Annotated in this window: 19 protein-coding genes; 12 read left to right on the top strand and 7 right to left on the bottom strand. The window is 61.6% G+C overall.

Translation table 11 applies throughout. The features are described from left to right. Positions 1–22: 22 nt before the first annotated feature. Positions 23–1,075: an SPFH domain-containing protein gene (locus tag V6M61_RS17655; RefSeq protein ID WP_332777901.1), complete on the bottom strand. Its 1,053-nt coding sequence runs from the start codon at positions 1,073–1,075 to the stop codon at positions 23–25. A gap of 182 nt (positions 1,076–1,257) precedes the next feature. Between V6M61_RS17655 and murU the strand changes: the two genes are divergently transcribed. From murU to V6M61_RS17635, 4 genes are read left to right on the top strand one after another with little or no spacing between them, the layout of a single operon-like run. After that, a complete protein-coding gene (murU, locus tag V6M61_RS17650; protein WP_332777900.1) occupies positions 1,258–1,959 on the top strand; it encodes an N-acetylmuramate alpha-1-phosphate uridylyltransferase MurU in 702 nt (233 codons plus the stop codon). 7 nt (positions 1,960–1,966) lie between these two features. Further along, entirely contained in the window at positions 1,967–3,355 is a 1,389-nt protein-coding gene (locus V6M61_RS17645; RefSeq protein ID WP_332777899.1) for an aminopeptidase P N-terminal domain-containing protein, read from the top strand. Positions 3,356–3,415: 60 nt separating this feature from the next. Then, the gene (locus tag V6M61_RS17640; protein ID WP_332777898.1) at positions 3,416–3,667 is read left to right on the top strand and encodes a type II toxin-antitoxin system Phd/YefM family antitoxin; all 252 of its coding nucleotides are present in this window, start codon (positions 3,416–3,418) and stop codon (positions 3,665–3,667) included. Beyond that, on the top strand, positions 3,657–3,941 hold the full coding sequence (locus tag V6M61_RS17635) for a type II toxin-antitoxin system RelE family toxin (RefSeq protein ID WP_332777897.1): 285 nt from the start codon (positions 3,657–3,659) through the stop codon (positions 3,939–3,941). The genes V6M61_RS17640 and V6M61_RS17635 overlap by 11 nt, the downstream gene beginning before the upstream one ends. A gap of 303 nt (positions 3,942–4,244) precedes the next feature. On the opposite strand, the gene V6M61_RS17625 is transcribed toward V6M61_RS17635, so the two are convergent. The 4 genes from V6M61_RS17625 to V6M61_RS17610 all read right to left on the bottom strand — a co-directional run bounded on the left by V6M61_RS17625 (position 4,245) and on the right by V6M61_RS17610 (position 6,833). Next, a complete protein-coding gene (locus tag V6M61_RS17625) occupies positions 4,245–4,823 on the bottom strand; it encodes a hypothetical protein (RefSeq protein ID WP_332777896.1) in 579 nt (192 codons plus the stop codon). Between the two features lie 115 nt (positions 4,824–4,938). Beyond that, positions 4,939–5,526, bottom strand: coding sequence for a hypothetical protein (locus V6M61_RS17620; protein WP_332777895.1), 588 nt, complete (start codon positions 5,524–5,526; stop codon positions 4,939–4,941). A gap of 310 nt (positions 5,527–5,836) precedes the next feature. Beyond that, the gene (locus V6M61_RS17615) at positions 5,837–6,481 is read right to left on the bottom strand and encodes an AAA family ATPase (RefSeq protein ID WP_332777894.1); all 645 of its coding nucleotides are present in this window, start codon (positions 6,479–6,481) and stop codon (positions 5,837–5,839) included. A 1-nt stretch (position 6,482) separates the two neighbouring features. Next, a complete protein-coding gene (locus tag V6M61_RS17610; RefSeq protein ID WP_332777893.1) occupies positions 6,483–6,833 on the bottom strand; it encodes a TA system antitoxin ParD family protein in 351 nt (116 codons plus the stop codon). 210 nt (positions 6,834–7,043) lie between these two features. Between V6M61_RS17610 and V6M61_RS17605 the strand changes: the two genes are divergently transcribed. From V6M61_RS17605 to V6M61_RS17575, 7 genes are all read left to right on the top strand, one after another. Next, positions 7,044–7,532: a rubrerythrin family protein gene (locus V6M61_RS17605; RefSeq protein WP_332777892.1), complete on the top strand. Its 489-nt coding sequence runs from the start codon at positions 7,044–7,046 to the stop codon at positions 7,530–7,532. Between the two features lie 175 nt (positions 7,533–7,707). Beyond that, positions 7,708–7,872: a rubredoxin gene (locus V6M61_RS17600; RefSeq protein WP_305634861.1), complete on the top strand. Its 165-nt coding sequence runs from the start codon at positions 7,708–7,710 to the stop codon at positions 7,870–7,872. Between the two features lie 52 nt (positions 7,873–7,924). After that, entirely contained in the window at positions 7,925–8,170 is a 246-nt protein-coding gene (locus V6M61_RS17595) for a DUF2061 domain-containing protein (RefSeq protein WP_332777891.1), read from the top strand. Then, complete coding sequence (locus tag V6M61_RS17590) at positions 8,167–9,333, top strand: FAD-dependent oxidoreductase (protein WP_332777890.1); 1,167 nt, start codon at positions 8,167–8,169, stop codon at positions 9,331–9,333. The genes V6M61_RS17595 and V6M61_RS17590 overlap by 4 nt, the downstream gene beginning before the upstream one ends. A 234-nt stretch (positions 9,334–9,567) precedes the next feature. After that, entirely contained in the window at positions 9,568–11,880 is a 2,313-nt protein-coding gene (locus V6M61_RS17585; RefSeq protein WP_332777889.1) for an NADP-dependent malic enzyme, read from the top strand. Positions 11,881–12,060: 180 nt separating this feature from the next. Next, positions 12,061–12,474 (top strand): ribonuclease domain-containing protein, encoded by a 414-nt coding sequence (locus V6M61_RS17580; RefSeq protein ID WP_442957807.1) that lies wholly within the window; start codon positions 12,061–12,063, stop codon positions 12,472–12,474. Between the two features lie 53 nt (positions 12,475–12,527). Continuing rightward, the gene (locus V6M61_RS17575; RefSeq protein WP_332777887.1) at positions 12,528–12,929 is read left to right on the top strand and encodes a barstar family protein; all 402 of its coding nucleotides are present in this window, start codon (positions 12,528–12,530) and stop codon (positions 12,927–12,929) included. A 250-nt stretch (positions 12,930–13,179) separates the two neighbouring features. Here V6M61_RS17575 and V6M61_RS17570 read toward each other — a convergent pair whose 3' ends face one another. After that, positions 13,180–13,971, bottom strand: coding sequence for a phytanoyl-CoA dioxygenase family protein (locus tag V6M61_RS17570; RefSeq protein ID WP_332777886.1), 792 nt, complete (start codon positions 13,969–13,971; stop codon positions 13,180–13,182). A 114-nt stretch (positions 13,972–14,085) separates the two neighbouring features. On the opposite strand from V6M61_RS17570, the gene V6M61_RS17565 reads away from it, so the two are divergent. Continuing rightward, entirely contained in the window at positions 14,086–15,015 is a 930-nt protein-coding gene (locus V6M61_RS17565; protein WP_332777885.1) for a LysR family transcriptional regulator, read from the top strand. Here the strand turns inward: V6M61_RS17565 and rsmA are convergent. Beyond that, the gene (rsmA, locus tag V6M61_RS17560) at positions 14,985–15,743 is read right to left on the bottom strand and encodes a 16S rRNA (adenine(1518)-N(6)/adenine(1519)-N(6))-dimethyltransferase RsmA (protein ID WP_332777884.1); all 759 of its coding nucleotides are present in this window, start codon (positions 15,741–15,743) and stop codon (positions 14,985–14,987) included. The two genes, V6M61_RS17565 and rsmA, sit on opposite strands and share 31 nt — an antisense overlap. Positions 15,744–15,747 lie beyond the last annotated feature (4 nt).

The following is a 15,747-nucleotide window of genomic DNA, read 5'->3' as shown; positions in this document are numbered from 1 at the left end:
GTTCAGGCCGAACGGGAAAGGTTCAAACCAGCTTCTTGAGCAGTTCCGCCTTCTTGGCGTCAAACTCTTCCTGCGTCAGGATGCCCTTGGCCTTGAGCTCGCCCAGCTTTTCCAGCGTGGCCATCACATCGCCGGGCTTCACGGTGGCAGCCGCTGCCGCAGCGGCCTGCGCCGCACTGGCGGCCGCGCCACTTTGCAGGCCCTGTTGCAGGTTTTGCGCGAGCACCTGGCCCATGGCAATGCCGGCGCCCAGGCCCATGGCGTCGCCGGCGATGCCGCTGCCGCCACCACCGGCCGCGCCCTTGGCCATTTCGGGAATGGCCTGTGCCGTCTGGTATTGCATGAACTTGCCCATGTCGTTGCCGACCATGCCCATGCCGATTTTCTGGTCGAGGATTTTCTGCAGGTCTTCGGGCAGCGAGACGTTTTGCACCGTCATGCCTTCGACCTGGAGGCCGACGGCCGCAAACGCCGGCGTGAGCTCGGTCGACAGCGCCTTGGCAAATTCCATCTGGTTGGCCGCCAGATCCAGGAAGGGGATGCCGCTGGAGGCGATGGCGTCCGACAGGTGCTGCAGGATCAGGCCGCGCAGCTGGCCGTCAAGCTCAGCCACGCCGTAGCTGTCGCGGGTGCCCGAGATTTCGGTGTAAAACAGCTTGGGGTCGGCGACGCGAAAGCTGTAGTTGCCAAAGGCGCGCAGGCGCACCGCGCCGAAGTCCTTGTCGCGAATGGTGATGGGCTGCGGCGTGCCCCATTTCTGGTCGATCTGCTGGCGTGTGCTGAAGAAGTACACATCGCTCTTGAAGGGTGACTCGAACAGCTTGTCCCAGTTCTTCAGGTAGGTCAGCACCGGAATGGTCTGCGTCGTCAGCTTGTGCATGCCGGGGCCGAAGACGTCGGCCACCTTGCCTTCGTTGACGAACACCGCCATCTGCGACTCGCGCACCGTGAGCGAAGCGCTGTACTGGATCTCCATATCGCGCATCGGGAAGCGCCAGGCCAGTGTGCCGTCGTCGCTCTCGGTCCACTGGATGATGTCGATGAACTGTTTCTTGATGAAGTCCATTAAGGCCATGCTGTGCTCCCGTCCAGGTGAGTTGTCAGTTGTCGCAAGATAATAACCTTGCGGCCGGCCCCGTCCATTTGCCGTTCATGGGTTCCGCCGCATTTTTGCTATGGATTCAATAGCTGTTTGCGCAGTTGTACCGGCGGCTGAGGCCCGATTTGGCTTTTAAAAAAGCCATAATCACAGCCTGTATGACAACCCAAGCCCTGATTCTGGCCGCCGGCCGCGGTGAACGCATGCGACCGCTGACCGACCGCTGCCCCAAGCCCTTGCTCACCGTGCAGGGCAAACCACTGATCGTCTGGCATCTTGAAGACCTGGCACGCGCCGGGGTGACCGACGTGGTGATCAACACCGCCTGGCTGGAGGAGCAGTTTCCCGCCGCGCTCGGCGATGGCCGCGCCTGGGGCCTGCGCATCCGCTACTCGCACGAAGGCGCGCGCTTTGGCGGCGCGCTGGAAACCGCCGGCGGCATTGCCACCGCCTTGCCGCTGCTGGCCGATGCGCCGTTCTGGCTGATGGCGGGCGATGTCTACATGCCCGGGTTTGAGTTTTCGCCCGCCGTTGCCGCACGGTTCGCCGCGTCGGATGCATTGGCCCACCTTTACCTGGTGCCCAATCCGCCGCACCACCCCCAGGGCGACTTCGGCATCTCGGCCGACGGCCTGGCACTTTCGCAGGCCCGTGAACAGTTCACCTACAGCACGCTGGGCCTATACCGCCCGGCGCTGTTTAAAAACACGCCCGCCGGCCAGAAAGCGGCGCTGGCACCGCTGCTGCGCCAGGCCATGCAAATGGGCCAGGTCAGCGCGGCGCTATATTCAGGGCCGTGGGCCGACGTAGGCACGCCCGAACGGCTGGAAGAATTGAATCAAACACACCGAAAGTCTTGACCCCACCATGACCACCACGATTTACCAGAAACGCCGCGCCGCGATTGCACGCGCCCTCAAAGCCGCCGGCGGCGGCGTCGCCCTGCTGCCCACCGCCCCCGAGGTGCCGCGCAACCGCGACAGCGACTTCCCCTACCGGCATGACAGCTACTTTTACTACCTGACCGGTTTCAGCGAGCCGGGCAGCTGGCTGGTGATTGAGGCCAGTGGCCGCAGCACCCTGTTTTGCCGCCCCAAGGACCTGGAGCGCGAGATCTGGGACGGCTTTCGGCTCGGACCCAAAGCGGCCCCGGCAGAGCTGGGCGTGGACGCCGCCTTCAGCGTGGACGCGCTCGATGAGCAGCTGCCGACCTTGCTGACCAGCCAGAAAGCGGTCTGGTGGCCGTTTGCCACCCATGCCGGGCTGCAGGAACGCATGGACGGCTGGCTGGGCCAAATCCGCGCCCGCGTGCGTTTTGGCGCCGAGTGCCCGCAAAGCCAGCACGACCTGTGCCGGCTGCTCGACGAAATGCGGCTGTTCAAGGACAGCCACGAAGTCGCCATCCTGCGGCGCGCCGGCAAGATTTCTGCAGCTGCCCATGTGCGCGCGATGCAGGCCTCGGCCGCCCTGCTGCGCCAGGGCGTCAAAGGCGGCCTGCGCGAATACCACCTCGAAGCCGAGCTGCTGCACGAATTTCGCCGCCACGGCTCGCAGGCGCCCGCCTACGGCAGCATCGTGGCCGCCGGCGCCAATGCCTGCGTGCTGCACTACCGTGCGGGCCACGCCGAACTGAAGCCGGGTGAACTCTGCCTGATTGACGCGGGCTGCGAGCTCGACGGCTATGCCAGCGACATCACCCGCACCTTCCCTGCGGACGGCCAGTTCACCCCGGCGCAACGCACGCTGTACGACCTCGTGCTGGCCGCGCAAGACGCCGCCGTCAAGGCGACGCGGCCCGGCAAGCGCTTTACCGACCCGCACGACGCGGCCACCCGCGTGCTGGCCCAGGGCATGCTCGACACCGGCCTGCTGCCCAAGGCCAAACACGGCAAGGTCGACGACGTGCTCGAGTCGGGCGCCTACCGCCAGTTCTACATGCACCGCACCGGCCACTGGATGGGCATGGACGTGCACGACTGCGGCGATTACACCGAGCCCGGTAGCAAGCCGCGCGAAGAAAAAGACGCGCTGGGCCAGAGCGTGATGCGCAAGCCCGCCCGCATCCTGCGGCCCGGCATGGTGCTGACGATCGAGCCCGGCATTTACGTGCGCCCGGCCAAAAACGTGCCCAAGGAGTTCTGGAACATCGGCATCCGGATTGAAGACGACGCGCTGGTCACGGCCAAGGGCTACGAGCTGATGACGCGTGGGGTGCCGGTGAAGGCCGATGAGATTGAGGCCTTGATGCGGGGGTGATCGGGTCACCACACCCCATATTTCGACGAAATTTCGTCGAAATTCTGTTAAAATCAGACCATGGACTCCATTCTTTCCCTTCACAGCATCGGCATTTCCGATCTGCGCGAAGCGCCCGCCCGCGCCTTCGAACAGGCGGGCGACGAGGCGGTTGTCGTTCTCAACCACAACCGGCCGGCCGGCTACATTGTTTCGCCAGCGCTGATGGCCCGCATCATGGATCAATTGGCTGATCGGGTCATTTCCGACAAGGCCCGTGACCGCATGGCGTCGCTCGGCAAGGCACGCAAGATCACGCTGAATGAGCTATGAGCTTGCCATCCACCCCGACGCCGAACGGGAGTGGGCCAAGCTGGATGAAACCGTTAAACGGCGCTTCAGGCAGAAACTCCAGAATGAGCGGTTGATAAACCCGCGCGTCGCCAAAGATGCTTTGCACGGCCTGCAAGACGTCTACAAGATCAAGATCACGACGCCGCAATTTCGACTGGCGTATCACGTCAACGATGCAAAGCGATGCGTCACCATCCTTGCGGTCAGCACACGAGATGACGTGTACGCATTGCTGCATTCGCGTCATAGCTGAAAACAAGCCGCTGCCGGGCGACGTCATAAAAAGCCGCGCCGTGTTTTGAAGCCCGGTATGGTGACCCCCGTCGAGCCCGGCCTTTACGTGCGACTCGCCAAAGGCTGTGAGCTGATGACGCGCGGCGTGCCGGTGAAGGCTGATGAAATTGAGGCGCTGATGCGGGGTGAGGGGTGCTGGAGGTCAATTTACAGACGCTATAGGGATTGCGTTAACCGACCGCAGAAGACTGGATGCGGTCGTTCAACGCCCAAGTTCAGCCGCAGACCCGCCGAAGACGGTGCTGTCGGCTGCAACCTGTTGTTAGCCCCTTTTTTGCGCAACTTCCATTTCTCGCAAGTTTGGTAGCGCTACACACTTTTCGATGACTCCACCGGCATCGTTAATTTCTCGCTGGACCTTTGAGACGAGGTCAGCAGCATCCTGGTTGCTTCTATACCAATCAAGATCGCGCGCGCCAACGAAGGCAGCAAGAAACGCAGCTCTAGCTTCTGGTTCTAAGTAGAGGCAATTGTCGCCCCACCATTTGCTGCATTTACCCGCGACCTCTTGCAGCTCAGGCCGTCCCAATGCGCCGTTAATCTCGCGCCAAAGCTGGTATGCCTCTTGGTGGGCCTGTAAGCGCCTATCAAGGGCTGCGATTCGTAGCTGCTGTCTTCCTTTCAATGCCTCCAGCATCGCTGCGTATTCAGCACGAACCCCTTCGATTTCATGTGTGATTTTTCCGATGTCTTCTCGCGTGGCGAGATTTTCTGCCTTCTGCTTCAGATAAGAAGGCACAAATGACTTCATAAGCAGGAATCCAATTACACCGGCGACTACAGCGCCAAGGCTGAATGTGCCCAAGAAATGAAGCAGCTCTGTCATCTCGACTTGCGTCATGGCTTGTTGGGGCTAACGCCCAAGTTCATCGGCGGCAATGCGCAGCATGCCCGCCCGCGTGCTACGCAATGTTAGGCCGAGGGTACTCATGTGCAAATCTCGTCAAGAAGCTCTCCTACTGCAACAGCGTTGCGCGGAGTTCCATAGCGGCTGGATGCTCGGGGACGGCATTGAGGGCATCTTCCATTGCGCGAATGGCCCCCTCTCGATCGCCGTTTGCATTCCTTTGCTTCGCTGATTTGACAAACCAGTCGGCGGCTAGATACCGAGAAGGTTTTGTGCCGATGCCATCGCGGCACATTTCTCCCAGCATGCTCATAGAAGCTGGCGCGATGAACAAAATGCTGATCTTCGGATTCTCTGCAACGGCTTTTAAGTCATCCAGCGCTTGCACGCACATAGGCGCATTACTGACATCAGTACCCTGCTGCTTCATGGAGCCACAAAGTTGGTAGCGATACCAACCGAAGTTGAACATGGCGGAAGGTTGCCGGGCTTTTGCACGCGTCATCAGTTCCTGCATGTAGCTTTCGAACATGCTTCGCTTCTCGACGTTGCCGCCTAGTTCAACAATCCTTTTCATGAGTTCGTCTGAGCCAAGCTCAGACGGTTGTGCTTGTGCGAGCACAGCCGATGTGCAAACTGACAAAGACATGCCGATAGCCCATGTCCACTTTACGGCGGATGCGCGAAGGTTTCTCATGGCGCTGATCTCTAAGTGTTGAATTTAGCTGGGCTTAACTTTGATGTATCCCGCACAACGGTGGAATAACATGGCGACCTGCAAAATAACGGCGCTAGAGCTCTATGAAATTCCTCATACTTTTCAAGAGCTTACCTCATCGAGTGGAGAAAATTGACAGGTATATTGAAATCGACAAAGGCGCCGACCGCCGGCCGACGGGTTTGTTTGGATGAACCAGTCCCTAAGAACCCGAGTGTCTGGTCTCGCTGCATTGCGGTCAAAGAGGAGATGATGACTAACCGCTCCGCGCATAAAGCCGAGACCGCAATCAACCCATCCCCGGGCCACGCATCACCCTTTGTGCCCATTTCGGCAGTGGGCTGACTTTCTCCTGAGTCCATTCACGCTTGCAGATGGCCACCGCAGTATGCGTTCCCGGCGTCACGTCCTGCGAGTCGTACAGAATGGCAAGATCGGCCAGACGCACGGCCACTGCGAGATTGGCCAGGGTGCGAGGGTAGCGGGCGAGTATTCGGTCGGGCGGGACGGCATGCCCGCCTTCGGCGACACGACCGGCCACGCGTGCCAGCAGACGCTGCGGATCGTCCAGACACACGACGAGAAGCATGACGAAGAACCCCTGCTTTTGAGCCTCTTCCATCAGCGCGAGTTTGGATTCATGGGAGAACACCGTTTCGCTGACAAACGACTTGCCGGCCCTGAGCAGTTCGGCACGCCGCGCATCTGCCCACTGTCGCGCGTGTTCTGATCTGTCCTGCGGATCGGCAATGTGCTGCAAGTTGGCAGCCTCATGCAGGTCGGCGTTGACGAATTCGGCACTGACAGGGATGGTGCCGGCCTGCACGAGCGCCTTGTACAAGGTTGACTTACCGGCGCCATTGGGACCTGCCAGCAAGTAGAAGACCGGTTTGGCCTTGCGCCGCCGTGAACGCAATGGCGTGGCCTGCCCCATGTCAGGCAGATGCCTTGCGTGCCTTGCTGCGGTTATCAAGAATCACGTCGCGCACTCGCTGCGCGAGGCTTCCATCAGCCTCTACGGCCATGAAACGCGCAATCAGCTCATCGGCCTGCCCATCGTTCGTTTGGGTGCTGGGCCGCGCCTTGCGCGCAGCCGCCTCATAAACCTCAATCGCCGTCTGCGCCTCCTGCACCGTCAAACCGGAATGCTCGACCACCCGGCCCAGGGTGGCCCAGTACTCGATCTGGCCGGCAGCCGAGCGCCGCAGGGGTTGGGCGGCCTCGCGCGCTTGTTGCACCAGGCTGGCGGGAAGTTTGACGGAAGCAAAGTTGCTGGGGGTGGTCATGATTGACTCCTTTATGGCGCATTTTGCTCCATAAAGACTCATTTTGCAAGCGCGCATGGGTCTTGTTCAGCGCCCACCACGCAAGGACTCACGCCAGCCGTCGATAGCAACTATCAATCAATTAGCCAAAACCAATTGGCCAACTCAATAGTCAATAAATATCATTTCCTACGTTCTGATAATTTTTAGCTATTCATAAAAGGAGTCCCGATGAGCACGACGAAACGCCCCGAAATCAAGACCCTGGCCAACCTGGAAGCGGCTTTTGCCGGCGAATCCATGGCCCACATCAAGTACCGCTATTTCGCCAAGCTGGCCCGCGAAGCCGGGGATGAGGCGACGGCGCGCACGTTTGAAGAAACCGCCGACCAGGAGGTCATGCACGCCTTTGGTCACCTGGATCTGCTCTACCCCAAAGCGACCATGACGCCCGCCAAGACGCTGCAAATCGCGATTGACGGCGAAACCTACGAGTACACCGAGATGTACCCGGGCTTTCGCGCCACCGCCGAAGCCGAGGGCAACGCAGCAGCGGTTGCCGAGATGGACGAGCAGATTGAAGAATCCAAAGTGCATGCCGCGCAGTTCAGGGCCACACTGGAAAAAGCCCAGAAGCGTTTTGCGGCGCTGGCCAAAGTGGAAGAGCGCCACGCCAAACACTACCAGGCCCAGCTCGACCAAGTCGTGGCTGCGGCCTGACAACACAGGCGAACACAGACGCACGCTGTAAGGTGTGCGCCATGGCCCCGACTCATGGACAGCGGAGCGGCAGGCAACCCGGCCGCTCGGTCTTTCGCTATTGTTTTGATAGCTATTTACGCATATTTGACGCCGGCATTCACCTCTTTTTACTTATAAAACCGAAGGAAACCCCATGAAAACCTATCTCTGCATTGTTTGTGGCTTTGTGTATGACGAAGCGGCGGGCCGCCCCGAAGACGGCATTGCCGCCGGCACCCGCTGGGCCGATGTGCCGGAAAGCTGGGCCTGCCCCGATTGCGGCGTGGCCAAGGCCGACTTTGAAGTGGTCGAGATTTAAACCTGCCACAACCCCGCCCCCCTTCTTGTCACTACCCCCGAGGAGTCAGACCATGGCCCAGCTTGTCCGCAGCAATTTGCCCACTCTTCAAAAAACCGCCAGCTATTACGTGGTTCACGTCACGGTGGCGGCGCTGGTGGCCTATGCGGTCACGGGCAACTTCCTGCTGGCCATCACGCTGAGCCTGCTCGAACCCACGGTGCAGGCGGTTGCCTTCTTCTTCCACGAAAAGGCCTGGCAGCGCTGGGGCAGCCGGCCCGCCGCTGCGGCCAGCGCATCCACCGGAGTAGTGGCATGACGCAGCCCTTGGTCGTCATTGGCGCCGGTCTGGCCGGTTGGACCACGGTGCGCGAGTTCCGCAAGCTCGACACCCAGACCCCGGTGGTGCTGGTCACGGCCGACAGCGGCGACTTCTACGCCAAGCCTTCGCTGTCCAACGCCTTTGCGCAGGGCAAGCGCCCGGCCCAACTGGTCAACACGCCGGCGGCCAGGATGGCGGAAACCCTGGGCGTCACGCTGCTGCCGCAAACCCGCGTGCAGACGCTTGATACGGCTGCAAAAACCGTCACCACGTCTGCAGGCGTCATCGCCTACAGCCAGCTGGTGCTGGCCACCGGCGCCCAGCCCATCCGCGTGCCAGTCGAAGGCGACGCGGCCGACCAGGTCCTGAGCGTCAACTCGCTGGAGGACTTCAGCACCTTCCATGACCAGCTTCAGGCCGTCAATGACCACGTGGATGGCCGCCGCCCGCACGTGCTCATCATGGGCGCCGGGCTGATTGGCTGCGAGTTTGCCAACGATCTGGCCAGCGCCGGCTACCGCGTCAGTTTGGTCGATCCGGGCAGCCGCCCGCTGGCCGCCCTGTTGCCCGAAGCCGCCAGCGCGCAACTGCGCGAGGCGCTGGCGCAGCTGGACGTAGCGTTTCACTTCGGCAGCACCGTGCGCGCCGTCAATGCCGGCCGCTCCGATATGGGCGCACTCGACATTTCCTTGTCAAATGGCCAGCTGGTCCGCGCCGACAGGGTTTTGAGCGCTATCGGATTGAGAGCAGATACCGTGCTGGCCAAAGCCGCCGGCCTGGCCGTGGAGCGGGGCATCGTGGTCAATGCCCGACTGCAGACCAGCGCGCCCGCCGTCCATGCCCTGGGCGACTGCACTCAATACCACCATGGCGCCACGCTGCCCTTTGTGATGCCCATCATGAGCAGCGCCAAGGTACTGGCTGCCACGCTGGCCGGCCAGCCGGCCGAGTTGACCTTCCCGCTGATGCCGGTGTCCGTCAAGACGCCGGCCCTGCCGCTGGTGATCGCACCGCCGCCGCCCGGCAGCACCGGCCAGTGGCTGGCCCCCGAGGCCGGCCTGTGGCAATGGCTGGACGATGCCGGCCGGCAACGCGGCTTTGTACTTTCAGGCGCACAGACCTCGCAGCGCCTGGCGCAGTCCAAACAGGTGGCGCTCTAAGCTTGGGCACCGAAAAATCGTCAATAGCCGCCAAAACTGCCCTTATTGAGCTCAAAAGAAGGCTTGCTGGCGGACACCTTCCAAACCCCCTGCCAATCTTTGCAAAAAAGTCAAAAGCGACGCACCTGTTTGAGTAGATTCACTTACTAGGGTTTTCCCCTTGAACGGCCTACAATCGCTGACCTTACAAAAAATTGACGGTCATGCTGGCCGTTTACCGCAGGAGACCTGTTGATGCCCACGCCCCCCCTCGACAAGAGCCAGGAAAAACGCGACGAGCTGCGCCGCCAGGCCCTGGAATACCACGAGTTTCCAACGCCCGGCAAAATCGCCATTGCAGCGACCAAGCAACTTATCAACCAGCGCGATCTGGCCCTGGCCTATTCCCCCGGCGTGGCAGCTCCCTGTGAGGAAATCGTCAAGGACCCGAATGCGGCCTTCAAATACACCAGCCGCGGCAACCTGGTCGCGGTGATCACCAACGGCACGGCCGTGCTGGGCCTGGGCGACATCGGCCCGCTGGCCTCCAAGCCGGTGATGGAAGGCAAGGGCGTGCTGTTCAAGAAATTCGCCGGTATCGACGTGTTCGACATAGAGATCAACGAGAAAGACAACCTCGACAAGCTGGTTGACATCATTGCCTCGCTGGAGCCGACCTTTGGCGGCATCAACCTGGAAGACATCAAGGCGCCCGACTGCTTTTATGTCGAGCGCAAGCTGCGCGAGCGCATGAAGATCCCGGTCTTCCACGACGATCAGCACGGCACGGCCATCGTGGTCGGCGCGGCCATCCTCAACGGCCTGAAGGTGGTGGGCAAGGACCCCAAAAAGATCAAGCTCGTGACCTCGGGCGCCGGCGCGGCAGCACTGGCCTGCCTGGGACTGCTGGTGAAACTCGGCATTCCGCGCGAGAACATTTACGTGACCGACCTGGCCGGCGTGGTCTATGAAGGCCGCACCGAGCTGATGGATGAAGACAAGATCCAGTTTGCCCAAAAAACTTCGGCCCGCACCCTGAGTGAAATCATCGAAGGCGCCGACATCTTCCTGGGCCTTTCGGCCGGCGGCGTGCTCAAAAAGGAGATGGTCAAGAAGATGGCGGCCAAGCCCATCATCCTGGCCCTTGCCAACCCCAATCCGGAGATCACGCCAGAAGACGTGAAATCCGTGCGCGACGACGCCATCATGGCGACCGGCCGCACCGATTACCCGAACCAGGTCAACAACGTCCTGTGCTTCCCCTATATCTTCCGCGGGGCGCTGGACGCGGGCGCCTCCACCATCACCATCGAGATGGAAATTGCGGCCGTGCATGCCATCGCCGAGCTGGCGCAGGCCGAGCAGAGCGAGGTCGTGGCCGCCGCCTACGTCGGTGAAAAACTCGCGTTTGGACCGGACTACCTGATCCCCAAGCCGTTCGATCCGCGCCTGATGATGAAGATTGCGCCGGCCGTGGCCCAGGCCGCGGCCGACAGCGGCGTGGCCCTGCGGCCTATTCCAGACCTGGATGCCTACCGCGAAAAACTCCAGAGCTTCGTCTATGCCTCGGGCACCACGATGAAGCCGATTTTTGCGGCCGCCAAAAAAGCCGCCAAAAAGCGCGTGGCCTACGCCGAGGGCGAGGAAGAACGCGTGCTGCGCGCCTGCCAGATCGTGGTTGACGAGTGCCTGGCCCGCCCGACCCTGATCGGCCGGCCCGCCATCATTGCCCAGCGCATCGAGAAATTCGGCCTGCGCCTCAAGGAAGAGCTCGATTACGACGTGGTCAACGTCGAGCAGGACCACCGCTACCGCGACTTCTGGCAGACCTACCACCGCATGATGGAGCGCAAGGGCGTCACAGTGCAAATGGCCAAGATTGAAATGCGCCGCCGCCTGACGCTGATTGGCGGCATGCTGCTGCACAAGGGCGACGTCGATGGCCTGATCTGCGGCACCTGGGGCACCACCGCCATCCACCTGAACTACCTGGACGATGTCATTGGCAAGCGCGCCGGCGTCAACACCTACGCCTGCATGAACGGGCTGCTGCTGCCGGGCCGCCAGATTTTCCTGGTGGACACCCACGTCAACTACGACCCGACGGCCGAGCAGCTGGTCGAAATCACCACCATGGCCGCCGAGGAAATGATGCGCTTTGGCATCAAGCCCAAAGCCGCCCTGCTGTCGCACTCCAACTTTGGCTCCTCCAACCAGCCCAGCGCGCTGAAAATGCGCCACACCCTGGCGCTGCTGCGTGAAAAAGCGCCCTGGCTGGAAGTCGATGGCGAAATGCACGGCGACGTGGCGCTGGACGCTGAAGGCCGCGCCAGCGTCATGCCGCACAGCATGCTGGCGGGCGAAGCCAATTTGCTGGTCCTGCCCAACATCGATGCCGCCAATATTGCCTACAACCTGCTCAAAGCGGCGGCCGGCGGCAATATCGCCATTGGCCCGGTGTTGCTGGGCGCCAGCAAACCGGTGCACATCCTGACAGCCAGCACCACGGTGCGCCGGATTGTCAACATGACGGCCCTCACGGTCGCCGATGCCAACGCCGCACGATAAGGTCATTTCAGATAGCTAGTGCTAGCTTACTAGCGCCTTGCAAGCCCTCTAAGCCCTGCTATTTCTGCTTAGTTTTTCAGCAAATACTTGCGTTTTTCGGCCACATGCGTCACACTAGCCGACTTGAAATTTAAGGGTTAACCAGAAGGTCGACCCGGGTTCAAGAAAGGCGTTTTCATGTTGCGCAAGGGGTGGGGGGCTTGGCGTCTGGCTGGCGCGATCGCGTTGCTAGCCATATCAGCCGGCTTAACCGGGTTAAACCCCAGCCTGGTGCAAGCCAAGGGCCCCGCTGCGGCGGCCCAGCTTGACACGATTGCAAGCACCCAATTGCCCGCGCAAGGGCGCGACATGTTGACGCTGATTTACCAGGGTGGGCCGTTCAGGTATGACAAGGATGGCACGGTGTTTGGCAATCGGGAGCGAATTCTCCCCGCCAATAATCGCGGCTACTACCGCGAATACACCGTCAAAACGCCCGGTGAGCGCAGCCGGGGAGCCCGGCGCATCGTGTGCGGTGGCCTCAAGCCTGCCGCGCCGGATGCCTGTTATTACACCGACGATCACTATGCGAGTTTTCGCAAAATCGTTCAATAACTTGAACTGTGATTGTCAATTTTGAGATGTTGACTTAAGAAAGAGACGCGGAGATGGACATGTCACTTCGTACTGTGAGACCCAATATCGTGCAATCCATACGCGCGTTCCGCGTGCAGGATTTGCAGGAGGCCGCCACGCAGCTGGGCCAGCATTTCCTGTACGCCAACCTGGGCAACGCCCAGAGCAAGCAGGATGTGCTGGACATGATTGCGGCGCAGTACACCTTCCCGGCCCACTTTGGCAAAAACTTTGATGCCTTGTACGACTGCATGACGGATTTGGTGCACAAATCCGGCCCGCAGCCCGGTTTTATCGTTGTGCTGGAGCAGATTCCGGCCAACGCCAAGTTTGACAAAGAAGCACGCGAGCAGCTGCTCGACATCTTCAGGGATGCCGCGGACTACTGGGCGGATCGAAAGATCCAGTTCAGATGTTTCTATTCTTTTCTGTAGCCCGCTCCCCAGACATTGGCCAAGGGGATCGGGCGAATGAGGCCCAGCAAGCAGTTGCAGAAGGTGAAGAGCCCATGCCTACCGACAAACTGGTAGACGTGTCGCCGCTAGCCCTGCGCATGAGCAGTCCGTTCAACGCGGGTTACTGGCTCGCAGCGGCGTAAACGCAGCGCACTTGCTCAAAAAAGCCCGTCACATGACGGGCTTTTTTTATGCGGCTGCCACCCGCAACCCGGTTGTGGTGCAGGCTTTAGGCACGCCAGACCACCGGGAACCAGTCTTGGCGCATGGGCTGGCCGGTGCTCAGGCCAATCCCCGGAAACGGCGGCGAGGTGCGGCCGGGCCGCTCAAGGTAGCGCACATCTTCGCCCAAAAAGCGTGCCGAAAAGGCCCGCCGCCGGCTGGTGCCGGTGTTGCCCGCGGCCCCATGCACGGTGCGAAAGTCGAACACCACCGCATCGCCCGGCGCGAGTTCGGGGACCAGGATGGCGTGGCTGCCGTCCTCGACATCGGGCATTTCCATGAAGGCGTCGTCACCGGCATAAAAATTCTCGTTGCTGGCCCAGCGCTTGGGGCGCACCAGCTTGGGCCAGCGGTGCGAACCCAGCACCACACGCAGCGTGTTGGCCTGGGTGACCGGGTCGAGCGGAATCCAGTAGCTCGCGGTCTGCAAGCCGTCCACACAGTAGTAGGGCAGGTCTTGGTGCCAGGGCGTGGGCTTGCTCGTGCCCGGCTCCTTGACCAGGATGTGCTCATGAAACACCTGGACCTGGCGCGCCTGCATGATTTGCCCGGCAATGGCCGCCGCCGGCGACTGCCGGATGAACTCGCCAAATGGCGCGATGCGCTGCCAGTTGCAGTAGTCCTCGAAAAAACGGCCGCCTTCGCCGGCGCCCACGTTTTCAATGGCAAACGGGCCGGGCTGCGCGAGGTTTTGCTCGAAGCCCTCGCGCAGGCGGTCCACCCAGTCGGTGAAGGCGCCGCGCAGCACCAGCGCACCGTCGCGCTGGTAGGTTTCGATGTCGGATGGCTTGATCTCCATGGAGCGTTCCTTTTTTCGTTCAGAGGCGTTGTCGAACGTTGTGGAAGCAAGTATCCGTGGCCCAAGAAAATAGGAAAAGCATATATTTCTTATGATTCAATATAGATAAAACTCATGATTGCTTTTTCCTTTCGCCAGCTCGAGTACTTCATTGCCGCCGCCGAGCACGGCAGCATCAGCGCCGCAGCGCGGGCGCGCCATGTGTCGCAGCCCTCGGTCTCCCTGGCCATTGCGCAGCTTGAGCAGACCCTGGGCGAGCCCCTGTTTCGACGCCAGGTCAGCCGCGGCCTGGCCCTGACCCCGACCGGACATCGGCTACTGGGCCGGGCCCGCGACATCCTGGCGCTGGCCGCCGGCATTGCGGATGAAGGCCCTGTGGCAGGCCTGTCGGGCCAGCTCTCGCTCAGCTGTTTTCAGGACCTGGGGCCCTACTATGTGCCGCGCTTGCTGGCCGGCTTCCGGGCCCGGCACCCGGACGTGTCCGTCACGCTGTTTGAGGCGGACCTGGCCACGGTCCAACGCAGCCTGAATGCTGGAAAGGCGGAGCTGGCGCTCACCTATGATCTGGGTTTCGATGCCCGCACCACACGCTGGGCCTTGGCCGAGCTGCGTCCCTACGCCCTGCTGCCGCCAGCCCATCCATTGGCGGCGCAGCCGCAGGTCAGCCTGTCGCAGCTCGCGCAGGAGAACCTGATCCTCGAAGACATTGCGCAAACGCGAGAGTACTTCCTCTCGCTATTCTGGGCCCACGACCTGCACCCGCAGCGGCACCAGTACACCCAGAGCTTCGAAATGCAGCGCGGCCTGGTCGCGCATGGCTATGGCGTCGCACTGTCCTGCACCCGGCCCGCCGGGGATCACAGCTACGACGGCCTGCCGATTGCATGCCGCCCCTTGCAGGAAGCGGTCACGCCACAGCGCGTGGTGCTCGCAAGCTCGCCGGCCATGCGGCCCTCGCCAGTGGCGCAGGCCTTCGTGCAATGGCTCACTGAGCAGGGCCACGGCACGCCGGTTCAGCCCAGTTTCAGCGCGAGTGCCAGGTAATCGTCAACCGGCACCTCCTCGGCACGCCGCTGCAAATCGAAGACGCCAGACCATTGGCGCGCTTCCAGCCACCGGCCCAGCGTGTGGCGCAACAGCTTGCGGCGCTGGCTGAAGGCCACCCGCACAATTTCGCTCAGGAGCATCGAATCGACCGGGGCCGGCTGCGCATGCGGCACCATGCGCACCACGGCGCTGTCGACCCGCGGCGGCGGGTCAAAGCTTTGCGGCGGCACAAACAGCACGTTCTCCATGGCGTAGCGCCATTGCAGCATCACGCTGAGCCGGCCATAGTCGCTGGTGGCGGGCGACGCCACCATGCGGTCTATCACTTCCTTTTGCAGCATGAAATGCTGGTCTTCGATCACATCGACGGCATCGAGCAGATGAAACAGAATCGGCGTGGAGATGTTGTAGGGCAGGTTGCCAACGACGCGCAGTTTTTGCGCCCCTACGCCTGCCAACGCCACAAAGTCCACCTTCAGCACATCGGACTCGACCACCGTCAATTGCGGGTGCCCGCGCAGCTGCTGCGCCAGATCGCGATCCAGCTCGATCACTGTCAAGTGCCCCAACCGCTCGACCAGGGGCTGGGTCAGGGCCGCCAGTCCCGGGCCGATCTCCACCACGGCTTGACCTGCCCGAGGTGCAATCGCCTGCACAATGCCCTCAATGATGCCCTGGTCAATCAGAAAATGCTGACCAAAGCGCTTGCGCGGGATATGTTTCACGATC

The organism is Polaromonas sp., from assembly GCF_036676035.1.
Taxonomy (GTDB): Bacteria; Pseudomonadota; Gammaproteobacteria; order Burkholderiales; family Burkholderiaceae_C; genus Polaromonas.
Note: the sequence above shows the minus strand (reverse complement) of the source record. Positions and strands in the feature narration are given on the sequence as shown.

Coding starts and splice junctions, on each gene's coding strand:
- V6M61_RS17655 (WP_332777901.1), bottom strand. CDS start 1,075: ATGGCCTTAATGGACTTCATCAAGAAACAGTTCATCGACATCATCCAG.
- murU (WP_332777900.1), top strand. CDS start 1,258: ATGACAACCCAAGCCCTGATTCTGGCCGCCGGCCGCGGTGAACGCATG.
- V6M61_RS17645 (WP_332777899.1), top strand. CDS start 1,967: ATGACCACCACGATTTACCAGAAACGCCGCGCCGCGATTGCACGCGCC.
- V6M61_RS17640 (WP_332777898.1), top strand. CDS start 3,416: ATGGACTCCATTCTTTCCCTTCACAGCATCGGCATTTCCGATCTGCGC.
- V6M61_RS17635 (WP_332777897.1), top strand. CDS start 3,657: ATGAGCTATGAGCTTGCCATCCACCCCGACGCCGAACGGGAGTGGGCC.
- V6M61_RS17625 (WP_332777896.1), bottom strand. CDS start 4,823: ATGACGCAAGTCGAGATGACAGAGCTGCTTCATTTCTTGGGCACATTC.
- V6M61_RS17620 (WP_332777895.1), bottom strand. CDS start 5,526: ATGAGAAACCTTCGCGCATCCGCCGTAAAGTGGACATGGGCTATCGGC.
- V6M61_RS17615 (WP_332777894.1), bottom strand. CDS start 6,481: ATGGGGCAGGCCACGCCATTGCGTTCACGGCGGCGCAAGGCCAAACCG.
- V6M61_RS17610 (WP_332777893.1), bottom strand. CDS start 6,833: ATGACCACCCCCAGCAACTTTGCTTCCGTCAAACTTCCCGCCAGCCTG.
- V6M61_RS17605 (WP_332777892.1), top strand. CDS start 7,044: ATGAGCACGACGAAACGCCCCGAAATCAAGACCCTGGCCAACCTGGAA.
- V6M61_RS17600 (WP_305634861.1), top strand. CDS start 7,708: ATGAAAACCTATCTCTGCATTGTTTGTGGCTTTGTGTATGACGAAGCG.
- V6M61_RS17595 (WP_332777891.1), top strand. CDS start 7,925: ATGGCCCAGCTTGTCCGCAGCAATTTGCCCACTCTTCAAAAAACCGCC.
- V6M61_RS17590 (WP_332777890.1), top strand. CDS start 8,167: ATGACGCAGCCCTTGGTCGTCATTGGCGCCGGTCTGGCCGGTTGGACC.
- V6M61_RS17585 (WP_332777889.1), top strand. CDS start 9,568: ATGCCCACGCCCCCCCTCGACAAGAGCCAGGAAAAACGCGACGAGCTG.
- V6M61_RS17575 (WP_332777887.1), top strand. CDS start 12,528: ATGGACATGTCACTTCGTACTGTGAGACCCAATATCGTGCAATCCATA.
- V6M61_RS17570 (WP_332777886.1), bottom strand. CDS start 13,971: ATGGAGATCAAGCCATCCGACATCGAAACCTACCAGCGCGACGGTGCG.
- V6M61_RS17565 (WP_332777885.1), top strand. CDS start 14,086: ATGATTGCTTTTTCCTTTCGCCAGCTCGAGTACTTCATTGCCGCCGCC.